Annotated in this window: 19 protein-coding genes and 1 pseudogene; 11 read left to right on the forward strand and 9 right to left on the reverse strand. The window is 38.7% G+C overall.

All coding sequences use genetic code 11. The features are described 5' to 3' along the window. Window positions 1–75: 75 nt before the first annotated feature. The 6 genes from BG04_RS14770 to BG04_RS14795 all read left to right on the forward strand — a co-directional run bounded on the left by BG04_RS14770 (window position 76) and on the right by BG04_RS14795 (window position 9,051). Window positions 76–1,590: an alpha-amylase family glycosyl hydrolase gene (locus BG04_RS14770; RefSeq protein ID WP_034654427.1), complete on the forward strand. Its 1,515-nt coding sequence runs from the start codon at window positions 76–78 to the stop codon at window positions 1,588–1,590. Window positions 1,591–1,647: 57 nt separating this feature from the next. Continuing rightward, window positions 1,648–2,682, forward strand: a complete 1,035-nt coding sequence (locus BG04_RS14775; protein ID WP_013055369.1) for a LacI family DNA-binding transcriptional regulator — start codon at window positions 1,648–1,650, stop codon at window positions 2,680–2,682. 367 nt (window positions 2,683–3,049) lie between these two features. Next, window positions 3,050–4,597: an L-glutamate gamma-semialdehyde dehydrogenase gene (gene pruA, locus BG04_RS14780; RefSeq protein ID WP_013081720.1), complete on the forward strand. Its 1,548-nt coding sequence runs from the start codon at window positions 3,050–3,052 to the stop codon at window positions 4,595–4,597. 23 nt (window positions 4,598–4,620) lie between these two features. After that, window positions 4,621–5,826: an ornithine--oxo-acid transaminase gene (locus BG04_RS14785; RefSeq protein WP_034654424.1), complete on the forward strand. Its 1,206-nt coding sequence runs from the start codon at window positions 4,621–4,623 to the stop codon at window positions 5,824–5,826. 103 nt (window positions 5,827–5,929) lie between these two features. After that, the gene (locus BG04_RS14790) at window positions 5,930–7,609 is read left to right on the forward strand and encodes a M20/M25/M40 family metallo-hydrolase (protein WP_034654422.1); all 1,680 of its coding nucleotides are present in this window, start codon (window positions 5,930–5,932) and stop codon (window positions 7,607–7,609) included. 23 nt (window positions 7,610–7,632) lie between these two features. Further along, the gene (locus BG04_RS14795) at window positions 7,633–9,051 is read left to right on the forward strand and encodes an amino acid permease (protein WP_034654420.1); all 1,419 of its coding nucleotides are present in this window, start codon (window positions 7,633–7,635) and stop codon (window positions 9,049–9,051) included. A 27-nt stretch (window positions 9,052–9,078) separates the two neighbouring features. Here the strand turns inward: BG04_RS14795 and BG04_RS14800 are convergent, their stop codons facing one another. The 3 genes from BG04_RS14800 to BG04_RS14810 all read right to left on the reverse strand — a co-directional run bounded on the left by BG04_RS14800 (window position 9,079) and on the right by BG04_RS14810 (window position 12,090). Next, window positions 9,079–10,491, reverse strand: a complete 1,413-nt coding sequence (locus BG04_RS14800; RefSeq protein WP_016763018.1) for a sigma-54 interaction domain-containing protein — start codon at window positions 10,489–10,491, stop codon at window positions 9,079–9,081. A gap of 104 nt (window positions 10,492–10,595) precedes the next feature. Next, window positions 10,596–11,459 (reverse strand): SDR family oxidoreductase, encoded by an 864-nt coding sequence (locus tag BG04_RS14805; RefSeq protein WP_016763019.1) that lies wholly within the window; start codon window positions 11,457–11,459, stop codon window positions 10,596–10,598. Window positions 11,460–11,598: 139 nt separating this feature from the next. Further along, window positions 11,599–12,090, reverse strand: a complete 492-nt coding sequence (locus tag BG04_RS14810; RefSeq protein ID WP_013055376.1) for a YajQ family cyclic di-GMP-binding protein — start codon at window positions 12,088–12,090, stop codon at window positions 11,599–11,601. 255 nt (window positions 12,091–12,345) lie between these two features. On the opposite strand from BG04_RS14810, the gene BG04_RS14815 reads away from it, so the two are divergent. Beyond that, window positions 12,346–13,209: a CvfB family protein gene (locus BG04_RS14815; RefSeq protein ID WP_013055377.1), complete on the forward strand. Its 864-nt coding sequence runs from the start codon at window positions 12,346–12,348 to the stop codon at window positions 13,207–13,209. A gap of 34 nt (window positions 13,210–13,243) precedes the next feature. Here BG04_RS14815 and BG04_RS29755 read toward each other — a convergent pair whose 3' ends face one another. Then, the gene (locus tag BG04_RS29755; RefSeq protein ID WP_013055378.1) at window positions 13,244–13,375 is read right to left on the reverse strand and encodes a DUF3941 domain-containing protein; all 132 of its coding nucleotides are present in this window, start codon (window positions 13,373–13,375) and stop codon (window positions 13,244–13,246) included. A 52-nt stretch (window positions 13,376–13,427) separates the two neighbouring features. Then, window positions 13,428–14,288 (reverse strand): DegV family protein, encoded by an 861-nt coding sequence (locus BG04_RS14820; protein WP_034654417.1) that lies wholly within the window; start codon window positions 14,286–14,288, stop codon window positions 13,428–13,430. Between the two features lie 256 nt (window positions 14,289–14,544). Here BG04_RS14820 and BG04_RS14825 point away from each other — a divergent pair, with 256 nt between their 5' ends. Then, entirely contained in the window at window positions 14,545–15,384 is an 840-nt protein-coding gene (locus BG04_RS14825) for a YitT family protein (RefSeq protein ID WP_034655312.1), read from the forward strand. Between the two features lie 36 nt (window positions 15,385–15,420). On the opposite strand, the gene BG04_RS14830 is transcribed toward BG04_RS14825, so the two are convergent. The 3 genes from BG04_RS14830 to BG04_RS14835 form a co-directional block, all read right to left on the reverse strand. Further along, window positions 15,421–16,047, reverse strand: coding sequence for a DUF3813 family protein (locus BG04_RS14830; RefSeq protein ID WP_034654415.1), 627 nt, complete (start codon window positions 16,045–16,047; stop codon window positions 15,421–15,423). A 3-nt stretch (window positions 16,048–16,050) separates the two neighbouring features. Next, window positions 16,051–16,203 carry a hypothetical protein gene (locus BG04_RS30980; protein WP_013055382.1) on the reverse strand — a complete coding sequence of 51 codons (153 nt, stop codon included), beginning with the start codon at window positions 16,201–16,203 and terminating at the stop codon, window positions 16,051–16,053. Window positions 16,204–16,321: 118 nt separating this feature from the next. Continuing rightward, window positions 16,322–17,134 (reverse strand): Cof-type HAD-IIB family hydrolase, encoded by an 813-nt coding sequence (locus BG04_RS14835; RefSeq protein WP_013055383.1) that lies wholly within the window; start codon window positions 17,132–17,134, stop codon window positions 16,322–16,324. 235 nt (window positions 17,135–17,369) lie between these two features. Between BG04_RS14835 and BG04_RS14840 the strand changes: the two genes are divergently transcribed. Further along, window positions 17,370–17,678, forward strand: coding sequence for a metal-sulfur cluster assembly factor (locus BG04_RS14840; protein WP_013055384.1), 309 nt, complete (start codon window positions 17,370–17,372; stop codon window positions 17,676–17,678). A gap of 30 nt (window positions 17,679–17,708) precedes the next feature. Here BG04_RS14840 and BG04_RS14845 read toward each other — a convergent pair. Then, window positions 17,709–18,406, reverse strand: a pseudogene (locus BG04_RS14845) (Crp/Fnr family transcriptional regulator). 351 nt (window positions 18,407–18,757) lie between these two features. Between BG04_RS14845 and argC the strand changes: the two are divergent. Then, window positions 18,758–19,801, forward strand: a complete 1,044-nt coding sequence (argC, locus tag BG04_RS14850; RefSeq protein ID WP_034654413.1) for an N-acetyl-gamma-glutamyl-phosphate reductase — start codon at window positions 18,758–18,760, stop codon at window positions 19,799–19,801. Between the two features lie 46 nt (window positions 19,802–19,847). Continuing rightward, window positions 19,848–21,083, forward strand: a complete 1,236-nt coding sequence (gene argJ, locus BG04_RS14855) for a bifunctional ornithine acetyltransferase/N-acetylglutamate synthase (protein WP_034654411.1) — start codon at window positions 19,848–19,850, stop codon at window positions 21,081–21,083. The last annotated feature ends 9 nt before the right edge of the window (window positions 21,084–21,092 follow it).

The following is a 21,092-nucleotide window of genomic DNA, read 5'->3' on the forward strand; positions in this document are numbered from 1 at the left end:
ACAATAATGTAAGCGTTAACGTTATAATGGAAACAAAAGTGAGTTTGAAACAGTTCGTCTATAGGAGGGGAATAGATGAAATGGAAAAGGACAAGTATGCTGCTTATACTATTATTGCTTTTTGGAAGCAGTGCCTCAGCGCAAGATCATAAAGATATACGTGATGAGGTAATATACTCATTGATGATCAACCGTTTTTATAACGGAAGTGAACAGAATGATCGAAATGTTAACTATGAACGTTCAGATGCCTATTATGGAGGCGATTTACAGGGAATAGCACAAAAGTTAGGCTATATTCAAGAGATGGGATTTACCGCTGTTTTATTAACTCCTTTTATAGAAAATGATGAGACAGGCTATCATGGATATGCGGTGACCGACCATTATAAAATAGACGATCATTTTGGAACGTTAAAAGACTTACAAAATCTTGTGAAGAAAGCACATGAGCGCAATATAAAAATTATGGTTGAATTTCCTTTGACAATCAGTAACAATCATCCCTGGGTAGCAGATAAAGAAAAACAAACATGGATAAGTAATGAATCCGGTACAGATAACGAAGTAATTAAAGCATTGCCTCACCTTAATTTAAAAGAAAGCGCTGTGCAGAAATACCTTATTAAAAATGCTGCTTGGTGGAGCAAACAAGCAGATATTGACGGATATTACGTTAAAGATATCGATCAAGCTCCTTCTGCATTTATTTCATCCTTTTCTAAGACGCTAAAAAGCATGGATCCTTCTTTTCTATTAATAGGAGAAATAAACGGGCAACCATTAAAAAAAAATGAGCAGGCTGATTCATTAGGAGTAGATTTGCTTGTAGATAGAACGCTAGCCGAAGCCACTGCTGCTACGTTTAGCGGTACTAGTCTTCCGCAAAAAATGTTGTATGACAAGTGGGGAAAAGAAAGTAATCAGCCTTTAGCCAATTTTTTAGATGATGTTCATAGCACACGTTTTACAGCACAAGCATTAAAGAGTGAAAATCATCCTGGAGCCCGAACAAAGCAAGGGCTTTCCTATCTTTATACTTCGCCGAGTGTACCAATCGTTTTTTATGGAACGGAAATTGCGCTGAATGGGGGAAAGGGAGCAGAAAATTATGGCATGATGAATTTTTTAGCTAATCCCGATATTATAGATCATTTAAAAAAACTGTCTGAACTTAGAGCAAAGTCGCCTTCTCTTCGAAAAGGAAGCTTTACCCTTGTGTCTGAGCAAAAAGGTGTGGCTGTATACAAGAGAAGGTATAAGGACGAAACGACGTTTGTTGTGATTAATAATACAAAGGAAACGTCGGCCATTAATGTTCCGCTTAAAAAAGTTGGAAAAGAAAATGAACTAAGAGGGTTAATAACGGAAGGAATTATACGACCCGTTGACGATGTATACAACATTTCATTGGAGCCTGAGACCACAAATGTATATAAAGTAGTGAAAAAGTCAGGGTTTAATATTGGATATATCGCAGCGGTTGCTGCTGTTTATACGGGATTTGGCATCTTTTTGTACAAAGCATCTTCAAAAAGAAGAAAAGAAAAGAAAATTTCTCAATCTCGTAAAAAGGACAGCGCGTCGTAGTTGTCAAATTATATTGGATAAGTATTAATGAAGAAAACATAATTAAGAGGTGGAATTATGGGTGTAACAATAAAAGATGTGGCAAATTTAGCAAATGTAGCCCCTTCGACGGTATCTCGCGTCATTGCAGACAGCTCAAGAATTAGTGAAAAAACAAAACAGCGCGTGCGATCGGCTATGAAAGAACTTGGTTATCACCCAAATATTATTGCGCGAAGTCTAGCAAATCAAACGACAGAGGCAGTCGGCCTAGTGATGCCGAGCTCAGCAGACAAGGTGTTTCAGAATCCATTCTTTCCCGAAGTGCTAAGAGGAATCAGCACCGGAGCTCACGAAAACAAAAGAGCGATTTATATGTCCACTGGAGAAACGGAAGAAGAGATTTTTGCAGAAGTTGTTCAAATGGTACAGGGAAGACGAGTGGATGGATTAATTTTGCTGTACTCCAAAGTTGATGATCAAGTACTTTCTTATTTGCAAGAACAGAGCGTGCCGTTTGTAGTTATTGGAAAGCCGTTTAAACATAGTGAAAGCATCACGTTTGTTGATAATGATAATTTTAAAGCTGGAAAAGAAGCGACGGAATATTTAATTGAATCTGGACATGAACGTATTGCTTTCATTGGCGGAAGTCTTGAATTAGTCGTTACCATTGACCGTTTAACAGGCTATGATAAAGCGATTCAAAAAGCAAACATTCCTTACCGGGACGAGTATGTAATTCATGAAGAATTTCTACAGAAGGGAGGAAAAGAAGCTGTTTGCGAACTTTTATCTCTAAAAGAACGTCCAACGGCTTTGGTAGTAGCAGACGATCTAATGGCATTAGGCGTTTTAAATACATTGGATGAAATGGGGATTTCGGTTCCTGAAGACATTTCGATTGTCAGTTTTAATAATGTTCTGATCGCCGAAATGGCTAGACCTGCTCTCACATCTATTGATATTAATATTTTTGAACTTGGTTATCAGGCTGTACGCTGCTTGATTAAGCAGATTGAAACGCCATATGCTGTTGCAGAACAAGTGCGCGTTCCTCACAAAATGATTAAAAGGCAATCCTGTAAAACCATTCAAATGACGAAGAGATAACTTTATAAACGAATAGAAAGAGGCTGGAACAAAAGTATTGTAGTTGAAGGAAGATCCGAACGAGTTTGATTCTTGATGGAGAATCAAACTCGTTCGGATTTTTTCGTTTGTAGGGTAAACGTAGGTAGCTGCTTCTTAGCTGTTGATTTAGGTATGTCTTAATATATTCTTATGCAAAATATATTGGCGTTTGAAGTGCAAAAAAAATAAACACCTGCAAATTATTTTTCCCTTTATCAAAAAGAAAGAATGATACAAGTGGTGAAAACCTTGATGACAAATAGGCCGTAAAGTTTTATTAAAAGTTGGCACGCTATTTGCATAACTATAAAGTAAACAAAGATTTGCATACTAGGAGGTATATATCATGGTAGTTTCTTATTCTCATGAACCATTTACAAATTTTAAGGACGAAAACAATAAAAAGGAATTTCAAGAAGCATTAACATATGTAAATACACAGCTTGGCAAAACATACCCGCTTGTGATCGACGGTGAAAAAGTGGAAACTGAAGAGAAAATTACGTCTGTTAACCCAGCGAATATAAAAGAAGTGATTGGATATGTCTCTACAGTAAATAAAGATCTAGCAGAGCAAGCGATGCAGTCAGCTTTAAAAGCTTTTGAAACGTGGAAAAAATGGAAAGTAGAACATCGCGCGGATATTCTTTTCCGTGCAGCGGCCATCATCCGTCGCAGAAAGCATGAATTTTCTAGTTATCTTGTAAAAGAAGCAGGAAAGCCTTGGAACGAAGCAGATGCTGATACAGCAGAAGCAATTGATTTTTTAGAGTACTATGCACGTCAAGTCCTGACGTTAAAAGATGGTTCTCCAGTACAGAGTCGAGACGGTGAGTATAATCAGTACAATTATATTCCGCTTGGCGTAGGTATTATTATTTCACCATTTAACTTCCCGTTAGCTATCATGGCTGGAACAGCAGTAGCAGCTATCGTAACAGGCAACACGATTTTATTAAAGCCAGCTGATGCCACTCCTGTAGTAGCAGCGAAATTTGTAGAAGTAATGGAAGAAGCAGGTTTACCGAAAGGCGTATTAAACTTTATTCCTGGTGCTACACCTGAAATCGGTGACTACTTAGTTGAACATCCAAAAACACGTTTTGTTTCGTTTACCGGCTCGCGCGCAGTAGGTTGCCGCATTTACGAAAGAGCAGCAAAAGTACAGCCGGGCCAAAAATGGCTAAAACGCGTTATTGCTGAAATGGGCGGAAAAGATACGGTGGTTGTAGACAAAGATGCGGATCTGGATTTAGCTGCTTCTTCAATTGTATATTCTGCATTTGGTTTTGCAGGGCAAAAGTGCTCCGCTGGTTCTCGTGCTGTTGTGCATCAAGATGTGTATGATGAAGTGCTTGAAAAAGCAGTTGCGCTAACAAAAACATTAACCGTTGGAAACCCGGAAGAAGTTTCAACTTATATGGGACCTGTTATTCATGAGGCGTCGTATAACAAAGTATTATCGTATATTGAAATTGGAAAAGAAGAAGGACGGCTTGTTGCGGGAGGAGAAGCAGACAATTCAACTGGATACTTTATTCAGCCAACTATTTTTGCGGATGTAGATGAAAAAGCTCGTCTCATGCAAGAAGAAATTTTTGGTCCGGTAGTAGCATTCTCTAAAGCGCGAGATTTTGATCATATGATGGAGATTGCAAACAATACAGAATATGCATTAACAGGCGCTTTATTATCAAACAACCGCGAGCATATTGAGCGCGCTCGTGAAGAGTTCCATGTTGGAAATCTGTATTTTAACAGAGGATGTACAGGAGCGATTGTTGGTTACCAGCCTTTTGGCGGATTTAATATGTCAGGAACGGATTCAAAAGCAGGCGGACCGGATTATCTTGTTCTTCACATGCAAGCAAAAACAACATCTGAAACATTCTAATTAGAAAATAAGGAGGAGTAAATATGACAACTGAAACACAAAAAACGGTGAAAATCATTGAGCAAACAGAAAAATTTGGGGCACACAACTATCATCCGCTGCCGATTGTAATTGAAAAGGCAGAAGGCGTATGGGTACACGATCCAGAAAATAATAAATATATGGATATGCTAAGTGCTTATTCCGCTGTTAACCAAGGACATCGTCATCCAAAAATTATTGAAGCATTAAAACGTCAAGCTGATAAAGTAACGTTAACGTCACGAGCGTTTCATAATGATCAGCTTGGTCCATGGTATGAAAAGATTTGTAAATTAACAAATAAAAATATGGCTCTTCCAATGAATACGGGAGCAGAAGCGGTGGAAACAGCCATTAAAGCTGCACGCCGCTGGGCTTACGATGTGAAAGGCGTTGTTGAAAATCAAGCACAAATCATCGCATGTGTGGGCAACTTCCACGGTCGTACAATGACAGCTGTTTCCTTATCGTCTGAAGCAGAATATCAACGTGGTTTTGGACCGATGCTTCCAGGGCTTCAAACCATTCCTTATGGTGATTTAGAAGCGTTAAAAGCTGCTATTACACCAAATACAGCCGCATTTTTAATTGAGCCAATTCAAGGTGAAGCAGGTATCGTTTTACCTCCAGAAGGCTTCTTAAAAGCTGCAGCTGATTTATGTAAAGAACATAATGTGCTCTTTATTGCTGATGAAATCCAAGTTGGCTTAGCGCGTACAGGCAAAATGTTTGCTTGTGATTGGGAAGGTGTAGAACCAGATATGCTGATTTTAGGTAAAGCGCTTGGGGGAGGAGTTTTCCCTATTTCTTGCGTAGTTGCTAATGAAGACATTTTAAATGTCTTTAACCCTGGCTCTCATGGTTCAACATTTGGAGGAAACCCGCTTGCTTGTGCCGTATCATTAGCTGCTTTGGAAGTAATTGAAGATGAAGAACTTCCAGCGCGTTCATTAGAATTAGGTTCTTATTTCAAGCAGAAGCTCCAAAGCTTAAGCAATCCAGTTATTAAAGAAGTGCGCGGCCGAGGTCTATTCATTGGGGTAGAATTACACGAAGAAGCTCGTCCTTATTGTGAAAAATTAAAAGACCAAGGTTTGCTTTGTAAAGAAACGCACAGTACGGTTATTCGTTTTGCTCCGCCGCTAACGATTTCAAAAGAAGAGTTAGACTGGGCAATTGAACGAATTGAAAAAGTATTTGCTGAGTAATCGGTTTAAAATAAATAAAAATAGTACGATATGTATATATCGTACTATTTTTATTCATATGCAGCTAAATGACGTTTTTATTTGATAGGCAGGAGGAATAGAAGTGTATATCCAACTCTCACAGCTAAGCATGGAAGAGCAAGTTGAATGTTTAACAAAAACGTTAGTGAAAATCAAAAGTATCAATGGGACAAGCGGCGAAGTAAAGATTGCTGATTTCATTAAAAACACGCTTCAAAGTTTTCCTTATTTCAAAGAAAATCCCCTCCACGTTTGGGAACAGAAAATTAATGGCGATACGCTAGGTAGAAAAAATGTATTTGCTTTTATTCAAGGCAGCAAAAAAAATGCTCAAACAATGATTTATCACGCTCACTTAGATACGGTTGGCATTGAAGATTTTGGTCCATTAAAAGACATAGCATTAGATCCAGAAGAACTTCAGCGCTATTTCTCTACGCATAACATTAATGAAGATGTACAGCGAGATGCTCGCTCAGGTGAATGGATGTTTGGAAGAGGAGCCGTTGATATGCAAAGTGGAATTGCTGTACATTTAGCCAATGTGCTGCATTTTACTAAGCATCCAAATAAATTAGAAGGAAACGTCCTTTTTATGGTCAACCCAGATGAGGAAAGTCAGCATGCTGGAATTATTTCTGCCGTTTCTGAACTGAACCGTTTGAAAAAAGAAAAAAATCTTTCATATGTAGCAGCGATTAATACCGACTTTATTACACCTCTTTACGATGGAGATTCCACGCGCTATATTTATACAGGAGCTGCTGGGAAACTGCTTCCATGTTTTTATATTTACGGAAGGGAGGTACACGTAGGAGATACGCTTGCTGGTATAGATCCTAATTTGATTGCATCTGAGATCACAGGAAGCATCCATAACAATATTAATCTAACTGAAAATATTGAAGGAGAGCTGGTACTGCCACCTTCCTGTCTGTATCAACGAGATAATAAAGAGGCTTATAATGTGCAAACTGCTGTAAGCAGTCATTTGTATTTTAACTATTTCATCTATGAACGAACGGCAAAAGAAGTGATGAGTCAATTAATTGGATTATCAATCGAAGCATGTGAAAAAGTGGAGAAAAAACTTTCTGATTATTACGAACTTTTTGTTCAGAGAACGAATTTACCAAAGCGAAACTTGTCTTGGAAAGTGGATGTTGTGAGTTTGGAAGATTACCTGGAAGAATTGGATCAAAAAGGGATAAATGCTCAGGCTTGTATTGAACGAGCTTTCGAACAGTATGCGTATTTAGAACTTAGAACAAGGTGCTTTAAAGTAATTGAAGAACTTCAAAAGTTAGATCCGCATCAAAGTCCGCGCGTAATTGTCTTTTTTGCACCGCCTTACTTGCCTCATAATCACTTGAAGAAAGACGAAAGTAGAGATCAGCAGCTTCTTTATCCCTTGCAAGCAGCTGTGGAGAAGGTTGGAAAACAGACGGGAGAGACGTTTCAGTTTAAAAAATTTTTTCCCTACCTAGCGGATGGCAGCTTTTTATCTCTTCATGAGACAGATGAGGAAATCGATGCTTTTACACGTAACTTTCCGGGGTGGGGGATTGCAGGGGCGATTCCTTTCCGTGAAATTCGAGAGTTAAATATTCCGTCCATCAATATAGGAGTATATGGGAAAGACGGACATAAGTGGACAGAGCGAGTGTATAAGCCTTATTCGTTCGGAGTTCTTCCTAAGTTGATTCAAGAAACAACCGTTCAGATGCTAAAAAGTAGGCATGCTTGTACAAACCACATATAAGAAAATGAAGAACGGAGGTACCGATGAATAGACATACAGAACAAAACCAATTACAGAGAACAATGAAAAGCAGACATTTATTTATGATTGCGTTAGGAGGCGTAATTGGAACAGGCCTATTTTTAGGTTCGGGTTTTACTATTAGCCAGGCAGGGCCGGGAGGAGCCATTCTTGCATATATAATAGGCGGCTTCCTCATGTACTTAGTTATGCTTTGTTTAGGAGAGCTAGCGGTAGCAATGCCGGTTTCAGGTTCCTTTCAAGAATACGCTACAAGGTTTTTAGGACCTTCTACAGGCTTTATGATTGGATGGCTGTACTGGTTCAGCTGGGCAAATACGACGGGGCTTGAATTTACGTCAGCAGGAATTTTAATGCAGAGGTGGTTTCCTGATGTACCTATATGGTCATGGTGCTTGATTTTTGGTGTCATTACATTTTTAATTAACGCTCTTTCTGCTCGAAGCTATGCTGAAACTGAGTTTTGGTTTTCGAGTATTAAAGTTACGGCTATTATTCTATTTATTTTAATTGGAGGAGCTGCTGTTTTTGGTTTTATCGATTTCAAGGGAGGAGAACCCGCCCCGTTTCTTTCACATTTCACCCAAGGCGCAGGTCTTTTTCCAAATGGAATACTGGCAGTTTTATTGACTTTAGTAACGGTTAACTTTTCGTTTCAAGGAACGGAGCTTGTCGGCATTGCAGCAGGAGAAAGTGAAAGTCCTGAGAAAACGTTGCCGAGATCTATTCGAAACGTCATTTGGAGAACGCTGTTTTTCTTTGTATTAGCTATGTTTGTTTTAGTCTCTATTCTGCCATACAAAACAGCAGGCGTCATTGAAAGTCCGTTTGTTGCCGTATTAGATCAAATTGGCATTCCATACGCAGCGGATATCATGAACTTTGTCATTTTAACAGCCGTTCTATCAGTGGCGAACTCCGGCGTTTATGCTGCTTCTCGTATGCTTTGGTCACTGTCAAACAGCAATATGGGGCCAAAACCTTTGAAGAAATTATCTACAAAAGGTGTTCCAATTAACGCATTAATTGTGACAATGATTATTTCAGGGTGCTCGTTGATTACAAGTGTCGTGGCTGCTGAAACCGTATATCTTTGGTTTATTTCGATTTCAGGAATGGTAACCATTATTGTTTGGATGTCCATTTGTGCCTCTCAATTTATGTTCCGCCGTCGTTTTTTAGCGGAAGGAGGAGACATAAAGGAATTGAAATTTAAAACGCCACTTTATCCATTCGTTCCTATTCTAGGTTTTTGTTTGTATGGACTTGTATTAATCAGCTTAATTTTTATTCCGGATCAACGAATTGGTCTTTACTGTGGTGTCCCTTTAATCATTGTACTCTACGTGTATTATCACGTAGGAATCAAGAAAAATATTGATCAAAAACAATCGGATTCACCGGTTTATAAAGCAAAATAAAAAAGAAGTGCACTGTGCACTTCTTTTTTATTTAGAGCGGATGTTTAATCGTTTCATACGATATTGCAAGCTTTGTCTGGTCAGCCCTAGTATTTTAGCACTTTTTGAGATGTTGTGGCTGTGTTGTTCAAGCGTTTGTTTAATACATTCTGCTTCGAACGCTAACAGCTGTTCCTTTAAAGGAAGAGAAGGCTGAAAAGCGCTTGGATAAGAAGGTGCGTCACTGCTTGCTTTATTTTCAAAATGTTCATGCTGCTTTAGCTGGAACTTCGTTCTGTATTGGAAAGGAAGGTGAGAATAGTGAATAACATCTTCGTCCATTACTAAGTTCATTGCACCTTCAATAATGTGTTCTAATTCCCGTACGTTCCCTGGCCAGTCATAAGAGAGAAAAGAAGACATAACTTGGTGATCTACGGTTTTTACATTCATCTGAAATAAATCATTGTATTTTTTGATGAAAAACTTTGTTAATTCAATAATATCTTCTTTTCGTTCACGAAGAGGAGGAATAAAAAGCGTCACGACGCCAAGTCGATAATATAAGTCTTTGCGTAATCGGTTTTCTGCAATTGCATCGATTGGATCTTCATTCATGTTCGCGATCACTCGAACGTTAACCGGTTTGTCCACTGTATCCCCAATTCTTCGTACGGTTTTTTCCTGCAGCACTCGAAGAAGCTTAGCCTGAAGATTTGGGTTTAACGAGTTGATTTCATCTAGCAGTAATGTGCCTCCTTGCGCTTGTTCGAAAAGACCAGGATTATCCATTGCACCTGTAAAAGCTCCGCGTTTCGTACCGAACAAAAGGCTTTCAATTAAATTATCCGGTAGCGCAGCACAGTTTTGTGAAATAAAAGGCGCAGAAGAGCGGCTGCTGCCATTATGTATGCTTTGAGCAAACAGTTCTTTTCCCGTGCCTGTTTCTCCAATAATTAAGACATAAGAAGGAGTTCTAGTAGCGCGCTTGGCGTCTTCAATCACATCATGAACCGCTTGACTGTTTCCGATGATGCTATCAAACGTAAAGCGTGTGTTTCCTTTTTGCCTAATGTTTTGCCGGATTAGACGCTCTAGTTTCGTCACGTCCTGAGCAATTTCAACCGCTCCTTGAATGACCCCGTCTTTTAAAATAGGGAAGGTATTATTAATCGTCGTGATTTCTTGTCCTTGATTGTTGAAATACGTTTGCTTGACGTTAACCGTTTCTTTTCCTTTTTGCAGCGCCTGTACAAGCGTGCTTTGCTGATTTTCTTTGAACATAAACACATCTAACAAGTTTTTATGTAAAACGTCTTGTTCATCCATCAGCTCCATCTTTGTCATCTTTTCATTATAAATAATAGTTTTTCCTGTTTCATCGACCGCGTGGATACCGGCATCGACTTTATTTAAAATGGTTTCGTATATATGTTTAAGAGTGCTTAATGTATCGGTCATTCAAATACTCTCCTTTAGCGGTGTTCATATCTCTATTTAAACAAAAATAGCTGAATTCTGATAGTGTTTCCCCATAAAAATAAATGAATGACCGAAGAGAAATGTTATCCGTTTACAATGGATCCCCCATTAATGTGTAGAACTTGCCCGGACATATAAGAAGAATCAGAGCTTGCCAAGTATACATAGGCCGGTCCGAGCTCAGAAGGCTGTCCTGCCCGTTTCATAGGTGTATTAGACCCAAATGTCGCAACTTGCTGTTCGTCGAACGTAGACGGAATAAGAGGTGTCCAAATGGGTCCCGGAGCTACGCCGTTTACGCGAATGCCTTTTGTTGCGAGCGAAGCTGATAAAGAACGTGTAAAAGCAACGATAGCACCTTTGGTTGAAGAGTAATCAATCAGCTGATCATGTCCATGGTAAGCTGTCACAGACGTTGTATTAATAATAGCGCTTCCTTGTTTTAAATGAGGCAATGCAGCTTTGGTCAGATGAAAAATTGAAAAAATATTCGTTTGAAACGTACGAGTAAGCTGTTCAGTCGTAATATCCGTAATACTTTTTTGAGGATGCTGTTCAGCTGCATTATTGACTAAGATGTCTATTTTTCCGAAAGTCTGAATCGCCTTTGAGACGACTTCTTGACAAAAATGCTCATCTCCTATATCGCCAGCAAGCAATAAACAAGAAGCTTCCATTCGTTCAACTTGTTTTTTGGTTTCATTTGCATCATCGTGTTCATTAAGGTAGGTTATGACAACATTTGCGCCTTCTTTAGCGTAATGATAAGCGACAGAACGTCCGATACCGCTGTCTCCTCCGGTGATAACAGCTACTTTGTTCTGTAATTTTCCGCTTGCCTTATAATCTGGAGCGATAGAGGTAGGGATTGGGTGCATATCTTTCTCAATACCTGGCTGAGTTTGCTGATGCTGAGGAGGGAAGTTTTGTTTTTGATTTTGATTCATTAGTATACACTCCTTAATTAATATGAGTATGTAAGCGTATACTAGTATTTGTTAAGAAAGTGTATCTATGCATAGGAATAAGTCTGAACGAATAAAAAAAGGCTTTAAAAGAAAAAATGAATGCCGTGGCATCCATTTTTTAGCGGTAATTAATAAATTGTACGTCAATAGGTAAATCAGCGCTGCGAATAGCTGAAATAATTTGCTGCAGGTCATCACGATTTTTACCGCTTACGCGAAGCTGATCATCTTGAATCTGGCTTTTTACTTTTAAACCGGTATTTTTAATAATTGTATTTAGCTTTTTAGCGTTGTCTTTGTCGATACCTTGAATTAGCTTGGCACGTTGTCTAACCGTTCCTCCAGAGGCGTTCTCAATTTTTCCATATGAGATATTGCGTGTAGGTACGCCGCGTTTAATAAGCTTGGAGATCAGTACGTCTTTTAACTGTTCAAGCTTAAATTCATCATCAGAAATAAGAACAAGCTCTTCGTTTTCAAGTGAGATTTCGCTTTTACTGCCTTTAAAATCGTAGCGGGTTTTAATTTCTTTTGTTGCCATGGTAATGCCGTTTGTTACCTCTGATAAATCGACTTGTGACACAATGTCAAATGAACTATCTTTAGCCATAATAACCTCCATATGTAAAGAGTTTGTTCTTTTATTATAAATAAAACACAAACTGTATACAACTGATATTGAATAGAGAGCCGGTAATTGATACAATACAAGTTATGCTTTTTGTTGTAAGCTATAGAAGCAGCTTTTTTAAACAATGCATGCATTTAAGTTGATTTGAAATTTAAAATGCTGTTCGATGCAAAGGGAGAAGGTATGTGGTGACGGAATAGTCACTACTAATTTATATAAAGGATGGATAGAACGATGAATGTAGAAGCTGGGATGAAAGCGTATTTAACAGTAAACCGGGAAACGCCGATTGGTTATATGTTAGCAGAAGGTGAAGAAGAAATTTTGCTACATAAAAATGAAACAACAAGAGAACTTGCTGAAGGAGAAGAAGTAGAAGTTTTTCTATACCTTGATCAGCATGACCGTTTAACGGCAACGATGCACTTACCTCTTGTTGAAGAAGGTGTTTATGAGTGGGTCGAGGTCGTAGATGTTAATCCAGGTTTGGGCGTGTTTGTAAATATCGGCATGAACAAAGATATGTTAATTGGTTCAACAGACTTACCTGCGCTAGAAGATCTGTGGCCAGAAGTCGGAAACAAGGTTTACTGTACAATGAAGATTTCAAAGCGCGGTAAGATGTACGGAAAAATTGCTACAGATGATGTGATGAAAGCAATGGCATTAGATGCTCCGCCCGAACTTTTTAATCGTGAAGTGAGCGGATACATCTATCGCGTACTGCGCGTAGGTTCATTTATTATGACAGATGAAGGATATGTTGGATTTATTCATGAAAGCGAGAGACGCAAAGAACCAAAGCTTGGTACATATGTAACAGGCCGCGTAATTAATGTAAAAGAAGACGGAACGCTAAACGTATCGCTTCTTCCGCGCAAGCAAGAAAGCATGGATGAAGATGCACAAGTACTATACGATTACATGGAAAGCCGCGGTGGCGTTATGCCATTTTGGGATAAAAGCTATCCGGAAGATATTCGTGAGCGCTTTAATATGAGTAAAGCTGCGTTCAAACGTGCGCTTGGTAAACTGATGAAAGAAGGAAAAGTTTATCAAGAAGAAGGATGGACATATTTTAAAAAAGAAGAAAACTAAAAGGAGAAGCCGCTGAAAATTCAGCGGCTTCTTTTTATAAGTGATCAGTTTTTTTAGAAAATGAATGTTTTCCAAGCTCACGGTTATGCTTAGCTTGCAGATTCTTTTCGTGAAGCTTTGCGTTATTATCTTTTGCTTTTTTATCGTTATCGCTCGTTTTTGGCATCGTGATACACCCCTTTTTGGTCGTACCTTTAGAATGCCCTGACCTCTTTAAATTATTCGATGTTTTCGTTCAAAAAGAAGACTGCAATCGTCCCTGGGCCAGAGTGAGAACCTATGGCTGCACCAATAATATTAATGATAAAATGTTTGGTTCCAAAACGTTCTTGAATCATCTCTTTCAGCTGAAGAGCTGTTTCTAAATCATCTCCATGGCTAATTCCAATGGTTTGAGAAGAGAGGTTTTTTCCTCGCTCTTCCATTACATCAAGCATGCGCTTAAATACTTTTTTACGGCCGCGGATTTTTTCGATTGGAATCAATTTTCCATCTTCCACATGAAGCAGCGGCTTAATATTAAGCAGACCTCCTACAAAAGCAGAAGCTTTGCTCACGCGTCCTCCTTGAGCAAGAAAATCTAAGTCATCGACCGTAAAAATATGTTCCATATGCAGCGCGTATTGTTTTATTTTTTCTGTCATCTCTATTAGTGAGAGGTTTTGTTGTAGTAATTGTGCTGCATAATAAGTAACTACTCCTTGGCCAAGAGATGCACATTTCGTATCGATTATCTCTAATTGAAAATCGGGATACTTTTCTAGGAGTTCTTCTCGAATCATCATTGCTGTTTGATATGTACCGGATAATTCTGAAGAAAAAGCTAAATAAACGCACGAATCACCTGATTTAGCTATGTCTTCAAAGACTTCATACATAGTAGTTGGAGCCGCTTGAGATGTTTTTGGCATCTTGCCTTTACGGATAGCTTCGTAGACAGAAGCTGGCTCAATCGTTTGTAGATCTAAAAATTCTTGATTATCCAGGCTTACGCGAAGTGGTAAAAAGCCAACGTTATTTTCTTGAAAAAAGGATAAAGGCAAATCGCTTGCACTATCGGTTAAAAGTTTAATTGACATAAATGTCACCTTCCTAATTGCATTTATAAAATATTAAATGAATTTGATGTATAAACATTGAGAAGCGTTATATACGATATAGTATTAGTGTATAAGCACTTTGAGGAAAATACAATTTTTGAATAAGTTTTTTTAATTCTGCCAAATCGTACATACTATATGTACTAACTATTTTAAAGATGCTGACTTTATTCATTTTATAAATGGGTATAGGAGAGTAAGAAGTTTTAAAAAAGCGGAGGTCGGTCATTTGAATATGTGGCTTGAAACAAAAAAAGCGATAGTCGTCTTGGTAGGAGCATTATTGAATGCGCTTGCGCTCAACTTGTTTTTGATACCTGCTAATGTATATTCGAGCGGCTTTACAGGAGTAGCGCAGCTTGTTTCGAGTATCGTGACAGATTACACCCCTTTTACTATTTCCACGGGAGTGTTGTTGTTGTTGTTAAATATTCCTGTAACTATTTTAGGGTGGAAAAAAGTTGGGAAGTCATTTACTGTTTACAGCTTTATCAGCGTTGCTGCAACAACTTTGTTTCTTGGAATTATTCCTATTCAAGCACTTTCTAAAGACATCATCCTTAACGCAGTTTTTGGAGGCGTTATTTTAGCGGTAGGGGTAGGGATTACATTAAAATTTGGAGCTTCAACTGGTGGGCTCGATATTATTGCCCTGATTTTGTCTCGAGTAAAAGACCGACCAATTGGCACTTATATGTTCATATTAAACGCAATTATTATCGTGCTAGCAGGTCTTTTATATGGTGCTGAGAAGTCACTCTATACGCTTGTGACGCTTTATACAACTACTCGCGTCATTGATGTTATTCATACGCGTCATGTCAAACTCACAGCAATGATCGTAACAAAAAAAGGAGTGGAGCTAAGAAAGGCGATTCACGCCAAACTCGTGCGAGGGATTACGGCGGTACCGGCTAAAGGCGGCTTTACAAATGAAGATAAAGAAATGCTGATGATTGTTTTGACCAGATATGAATTATATGACTTGGAACGAGTGATTAAAGAGGTAGATCCTAAAGCATTTACCAATATCGTTCAGACAACGGGAATCTTTGGTTTGTTTCGCAAGGATTAAAAAAGGTCCAGGTATTAATTACCTGGACCTTTTGTATTAATGTGTACCTTTTAAGTCATTAGAAAGTTCTTGAAGCTGAGCTTGTTCTTCAGGAGAAGCATTTTGCTGCGCATGAGACAGCATATCAGCTGCAATGTTTTCACCCGAAGCTGCAGACGTATGAGCCTGAGACGTTTGATGATTTTGACCAGCAGCTCCCAATGTATTCTGAAGCTGCTGAAGCTGAGCTTGTTCTTCAGGAGAAGCGCTTTGCTGTGCATGAGATAATATATCAGCTGCTACGCTTTCACTGGACGTGTGAGCTTTACCGTGAGCGTGAGACTGACCGCCTTCTAAAGTGTTTTGAAGCTGTTCAAGCTGTGCCTTCTCTTCGGAAGAAGCATTCTGAACGATATGAGACAGCGTATCAGACGTAATGTCTGCGCTTTTCTCTTGTGAATGTGATTCTCCATCTGTATCGTACGCTTGATGCAATGAGTTTTGGAATTGCTTCAGCTGCTCTTGCTCCTCAGGAGAAGCGTTAGAAGCAATGCTATTTAATACACCTTCTGAAATATCAAGTTCACCGTTGCCGTGCTTTTGACGGTGAAGCTGATCTTCTGAATGGCCGGATACTGCATTTCGAATCGCATCTTTTACTTGACCAAAAAGTGAATTTTTCATAAGTTACTGTCCTCCATGAGGAGTTTGGCGCTGCTGAGCTTGAAATGCTTCTGCCTCTGCCATAGTCATATGATAAGGAATTCGTTCATCATGTTTTTGAACTGCGTCTGCACCTTGTTTCACAAAACGTTTTGATCGATTGCCTCTGCCCATCATAAATTCCTCCTCGTAATATAAATAAAACCGACACCTTAAGAAGTGTCGGTTATAGTGTGTACTAAATAAAAAAAATGATAGCGATAAAAATTTACCTTGCTTTTCAAAAAAAGCTAAGTTATAAATTTAACGTTTTTTCCAAATAATAAGCAATACCATCATTTTCATTCGATTTTGTTACTTCACGCGCTAGCTGTTTTAATTCGCTAATACCATTTTCCATGGCGATACCGTGTCCTGCAAATTTAATCATTTCAAAATCATTGTCTTCATCTCCAAACGCAATAATTCGTTCGCGTGGAATTTGATAATGATTAGCTACGCGCTCAAGACCTACAGCTTTATTAAGTCCTTTTTTTACAATTTCAACGACATGCCAAGGTGCTCCCCAGCGTCTATGTTCTAGTACTTCTGCATGAACATCTGAAAGGTGAGAGCGTATATCTTGTACATGTTCTTCATCTGCGTGAATTAAAATAGACGTTGGATCGTGCTGCAGCGTATGACGCAAATCACCTGTTTGTAATTTAGGATCCCCTAGGCTAAGTACATCCATTAATTTTCGATCTTCAAAATGAAGATACACATCATCTTGTACTTCTGCCATGATATTGTTGATGCGATAGTCTTGCATAGCTGTCACAATGTCATGGACAGTGCGGCGGTTTAAAGGTTCGTGATGCGTGCCGAAATCAGGCTGAAGGGGGTGATGGACAAGCGCTCCGTTAAAGTTTACGATAGGCGTGGATAAATCTAATTCGCTGTAATACATAGCACTGGAACGATAAGGTCTTCCAGTTGCAATCATTACAATATGTCCTTCTTGTTTGGCTTTTTCTAATACCCGTTTCGTTGTAGGTGAAATGGTTTTTTCATTCGTTAACAATGTTCCATCCAGATCTAAGGCGATTAAGTGTTGATCGTTTCTCATATAGGGCTCCTTTTAAATTGAAGTAGTTATACGATTATATTGAATTCTACTAATATTCATGCTTGTATTCCCATATTTTACACAACTTTTCCTTAGGAGCAAAGCAGAACGATTGACATGCAAAAGCTGTCTTGTTACGGTGTAAGACATAGTTATTGATTGCTTACGATAAATTGTTTAAGGGTATATTTAATACGTGAAGATAATTACGGAAGTAAAAGAAAGGAGAATGAATATGGATAAACAGTTAGAAGATAAAATCATGGAATCACTAGAAGAAGTAATTGATCCAGAGCTTGGCGTTGATATCGTAAATTTAGGCTTAGTGTACGGTGTAGAAATGGAAGAAAACAACACGGTTATCGTGACGATGACGTTAACTTCTATCGGCTGCCCGCTGGCTGGTGTGATTGGCGAACAAGTGAAAAAACAATTAATTTCGCTTGAAGAAGTAGAAAATGTAGAAGTGAATATCACATTTAATCCGCCATGGGATAAAGATCGCATGACGCGCTACGCTAAAATTGCATTAGGTGTTCAATAAGAAAAAAGCCATCAACGATGGCTTTTTTTCTTATTCAATTCTGCACAATTCCACAGGGCAGTCCTCACAGTCTATTTCTTTCTTTAAAAAAGAAAGCTTATGAATGATGATTTTTCCATCTGCCATTGAAATCACTTCGTTTTTTCGCAACTCAGCGAGCATGCGATTGACCACTTCTCGAGATGTCCCGCATAGATTGGCGATTTCTTGATTGGTCAACGTTACGTTTAATAAAATACCATCTGGCTTCATTACTCCAAAGCTATTAGACATGCGGATCAGAGTAGAATAGAGAGCACCTTTTTTCCATTTAGAATTAAGTCTCTAAATTTTGTCTGCATTCGTTTAATTTGTAGTCCCATCCACTTCATGTACTCCATAGAAAGAGCAGGGTATTGTGCTAGTTCGTTTTCTAACACCCGTTTTTGAATACTGATTGCCGTACAAGGTTCAATAGCTTTTGCTTGAAGCATATGGGGAGTAGATCCGCAAAACAGCATGACTTCCCCGACTAAGTCTCCTGAACTCGCCAGCTGAAGCGTCAGCTCGCGTCCTTCCGGTGTCACTTTACCTACTTGCACGGCCCCTGATGTAATAAAAAATAAATGAGTTGAAGTCGAACCTTCTTGAAAGAGAAAGTCACCTTTTTTAAACGAAATTTTATGATCAAAGCTCATAAAAAATTGCTGCAGCTCATTCGAAAAAGAATCCGTTGTGATGTTCATCATGTTATCACCTTTTAATTAAAATTTTTGCGACTGCTACTTATTAATCTATTAAGTTAGAACAGTCTGTATATGCTGTACGTCCACTAGCCGTATAAAAAAATGTCATACGGATGATTTTATCGATATTCTTATTATACACAAAAACAACCAGTGTTTTCCAAAACTATCTGTGAACAATTTCTAAACAAAAATAGAAAGATAGTTATAAAAATAAAAACTTATGAATAAATAAAAATGTTTAAAAATATAGAATAAAGTGTTGGATTTTTTAAATATTCATTTGATTTTATTTTTATACGGTATTATAATGATAAATAATTCAAATAGATACGTGGAAAAAGGAGTTTTAAAATGAAAGAATACAAGGTAGGAATTGTTGGAGCAACAGGGTATGGAGGAGTAGAACTGATTCGTTTGTTAGCGAATCACCCACATTTTCATGTTTATGCAGTTTATTCATCCTCTCAGGATGGGATGGAACTAGCAGAAGTTTATCCTCACCTTTCTAATACTGTATATACACTGCAAGATATAAACCCTAAGAAGATGGCTGAAGAATTAGATTTAGTGTTTACAGCAACTCCGTCCGGTGTTTCTAGCAAACTTGTACCTCAATTAATAGAAGAAGGAATAAAAGTGGTAGATCTATCTGGAGATTTTAGATTAAAAACAGAAGCGCTTTATGAAAAATGGTACAAAAAGCCTGCTGCGGATGGAATATTTTTGCATCAGTCTGTGTATGGATTATCAGAATGGTTTGCAGACGAAGTTGAAAGCAGTACGTTCGTTGCGAATCCGGGTTGTTATCCAACAGCTACACTGCTTGGGTTAGCTCCCCTCGTTAGTAAACAAATGGTGAAATCAAACTCTATTATCATTGATGCAAAGTCCGGGATCTCAGGAGCAGGACGCGGTCTTTCGCAAATGGCTCATTATGCTGAAATCAATGAAAATATGAAAATATACAAAGTTAATCACCATCAGCATATCCCAGAAATCGAATCTATTTTAGAAAAGTGGGATGAAGAAATTGGCCACGTTACGTTCAGTACGCACTTAGTTCCAATGACGCGAGGGATTATGAGTACAATATACGCTGAACTTTCTGAAGAAAGCTCAGTACAAGAGCTTCATCAGCTATATGTAGATACATATCAAAACTCCCCGTTCGTTCGCGTTCGAAAAGCTGGTGAATTTCCGTCTACTAAAGAAGTAAGTGCATCAAATTATTGCGATATCGGTGTTGCATTTGACGAACGAACAAAGCGTGTCACGATTGTTTCTGTCATTGATAACTTAGTTAAAGGGGCAGCCGGCCAGGCCATTCAAAATGCCAATATCATGATGGGATTTGAACAGCAAGCGGGTATCGGGCTACTGCCTGTCTTCCCATAAAGTCAACAGCATCACTAATCACGATAAAAGCAGGAGGGAACGTATAGTGATTACGGTTAAACAAACGAAAGAAAAGATAAAGAAAATAGAGAACGGTACAATTGTAACGCCGCTAGGTTTTTCAGCAGACGGCGTTCACGCTGGTTTACGTTATGCTAAAAAAGATTTAGGAGTTATTGTAAGCGATGTGCCAGCTAATTGCGCAGCTGTTTACACGCTTAACGCCTTCCAAGCGGCGCCTTTAGCTGTTACAAAAGAAAGTGTAGCGGTGGAGCAGAAGCTGCAAGCGATCGTTGTGAACAGCGCATGTGCAAATGCATGTACTGGAGAACAAGGATTAAAAGATGCATACCAAATGCGAAATACATGTGCAAAAAAGCTTAATATCCTACCTCATCATGTAGCGGTAGCTTCTACAGGCGTAATTGGAGAGCTTCTAGATATGGAAAAAATCGTGAAAGGCATTGGGTTGTTAAGTCCCTCGTCGAACAAAGAAAAAGCAGAAGAATTTCAAACGGCTATTTTAACAACAGATACAGTGATGAAATCAGCTTGCTATGAAACAAAAATTGACGGCAAAGTAGTCACCATTGGCGGCACAGCGAAAGGATCAGGCATGATTCACCCAAATATGGCTACGATGCTTAGCTTTATCACAACGGATGCTAAGGTTGAAGCTTCAGTGCTACAAGATGCGCTAGGTTCTATTACAAATAAAAGCTTTAATCAAATTACAGTGGATGGTGATACGTCCACCAACGATATGGTTGTTGTTTTAGCAAATGGAAAAGCTGATCACCAGTCGCTTACACCAGATCATCCTGAATGGAATTCGTTTTATGAAGCACTGCGCTTGACGTGTGAAGATTTAGCCAAACAAATTGCACGCGACGGTGAAGGAGCAACAAAACTAATTGAAGTAAACGTATCTGGTGCTCATACAAACGAAGAAGCAAATGTGATTGCTAAACAAATTGTGGGCTCGAACCTAGTGAAAACGGCCATGTATGGAGCCGATGCTAATTGGGGACGAATTATTTGTTCAGTTGGATACAGCGGAGTAGCGCTTAATCCAGAAACAGTGAATGTTTCGTTAGGCAATATCCAGATGTTAGAAAACAGTCAGCCTGTTTCATTTAGTGAAGAAGAGGCAAAGGCTTATTTAGAAAATGATACGGTCGAAGTCTATGTGGACTTACAGCAGGGAAGCGGGATCGGCAAAGCGTGGGGCTGCGATTTGACTTACGATTATGTCAAAATCAATGCCAGTTATCGAACGTAAGGAGAGAGT

Source organism: Priestia megaterium NBRC 15308 = ATCC 14581, from assembly GCF_000832985.1.
In the GTDB taxonomy this organism is placed as follows: domain Bacteria; phylum Bacillota; class Bacilli; order Bacillales; family Bacillaceae_H; genus Priestia; species Priestia megaterium.

Bases quoted from the DNA above. Each gene is read 5' to 3' on its own strand.
- BG04_RS14770 (WP_034654427.1), top strand. From the start codon at position 76: ATGAAATGGAAAAGGACAAGTATGCTGCTTATACTATTATTGCTTTTT.
- BG04_RS14815 (WP_013055377.1), top strand. From the start codon at position 12,346: ATGAATGTAGAAGCTGGGATGAAAGCGTATTTAACAGTAAACCGGGAA.
- BG04_RS14840 (WP_013055384.1), top strand. From the start codon at position 17,370: ATGGATAAACAGTTAGAAGATAAAATCATGGAATCACTAGAAGAAGTA.
- BG04_RS30980 (WP_013055382.1), bottom strand. From the start codon at position 16,203: ATGATGGGCAGAGGCAATCGATCAAAACGTTTTGTGAAACAAGGTGCA.
- pruA (WP_013081720.1), top strand. From the start codon at position 3,050: ATGGTAGTTTCTTATTCTCATGAACCATTTACAAATTTTAAGGACGAA.
- BG04_RS29755 (WP_013055378.1), bottom strand. From the start codon at position 13,375: ATGCCAAAAACGAGCGATAACGATAAAAAAGCAAAAGATAATAACGCA.
- argC (WP_034654413.1), top strand. From the start codon at position 18,758: ATGAAAGAATACAAGGTAGGAATTGTTGGAGCAACAGGGTATGGAGGA.
- BG04_RS14830 (WP_034654415.1), bottom strand. From the start codon at position 16,047: ATGAAAAATTCACTTTTTGGTCAAGTAAAAGATGCGATTCGAAATGCA.
- BG04_RS14775 (WP_013055369.1), top strand. From the start codon at position 1,648: ATGGGTGTAACAATAAAAGATGTGGCAAATTTAGCAAATGTAGCCCCT.
- BG04_RS14805 (WP_016763019.1), bottom strand. From the start codon at position 11,459: ATGAATCAAAATCAAAAACAAAACTTCCCTCCTCAGCATCAGCAAACT.
- BG04_RS14835 (WP_013055383.1), bottom strand. From the start codon at position 17,134: ATGAGAAACGATCAACACTTAATCGCCTTAGATCTGGATGGAACATTG.
- BG04_RS14820 (WP_034654417.1), bottom strand. From the start codon at position 14,288: ATGTCAATTAAACTTTTAACCGATAGTGCAAGCGATTTGCCTTTATCC.
- BG04_RS14810 (WP_013055376.1), bottom strand. From the start codon at position 12,090: ATGGCTAAAGATAGTTCATTTGACATTGTGTCACAAGTCGATTTATCA.
- BG04_RS14785 (WP_034654424.1), top strand. From the start codon at position 4,621: ATGACAACTGAAACACAAAAAACGGTGAAAATCATTGAGCAAACAGAA.
- BG04_RS14800 (WP_016763018.1), bottom strand. From the start codon at position 10,491: ATGACCGATACATTAAGCACTCTTAAACATATATACGAAACCATTTTA.
- BG04_RS14825 (WP_034655312.1), top strand. From the start codon at position 14,545: ATGTGGCTTGAAACAAAAAAAGCGATAGTCGTCTTGGTAGGAGCATTA.
- BG04_RS14795 (WP_034654420.1), top strand. From the start codon at position 7,633: ATGAATAGACATACAGAACAAAACCAATTACAGAGAACAATGAAAAGC.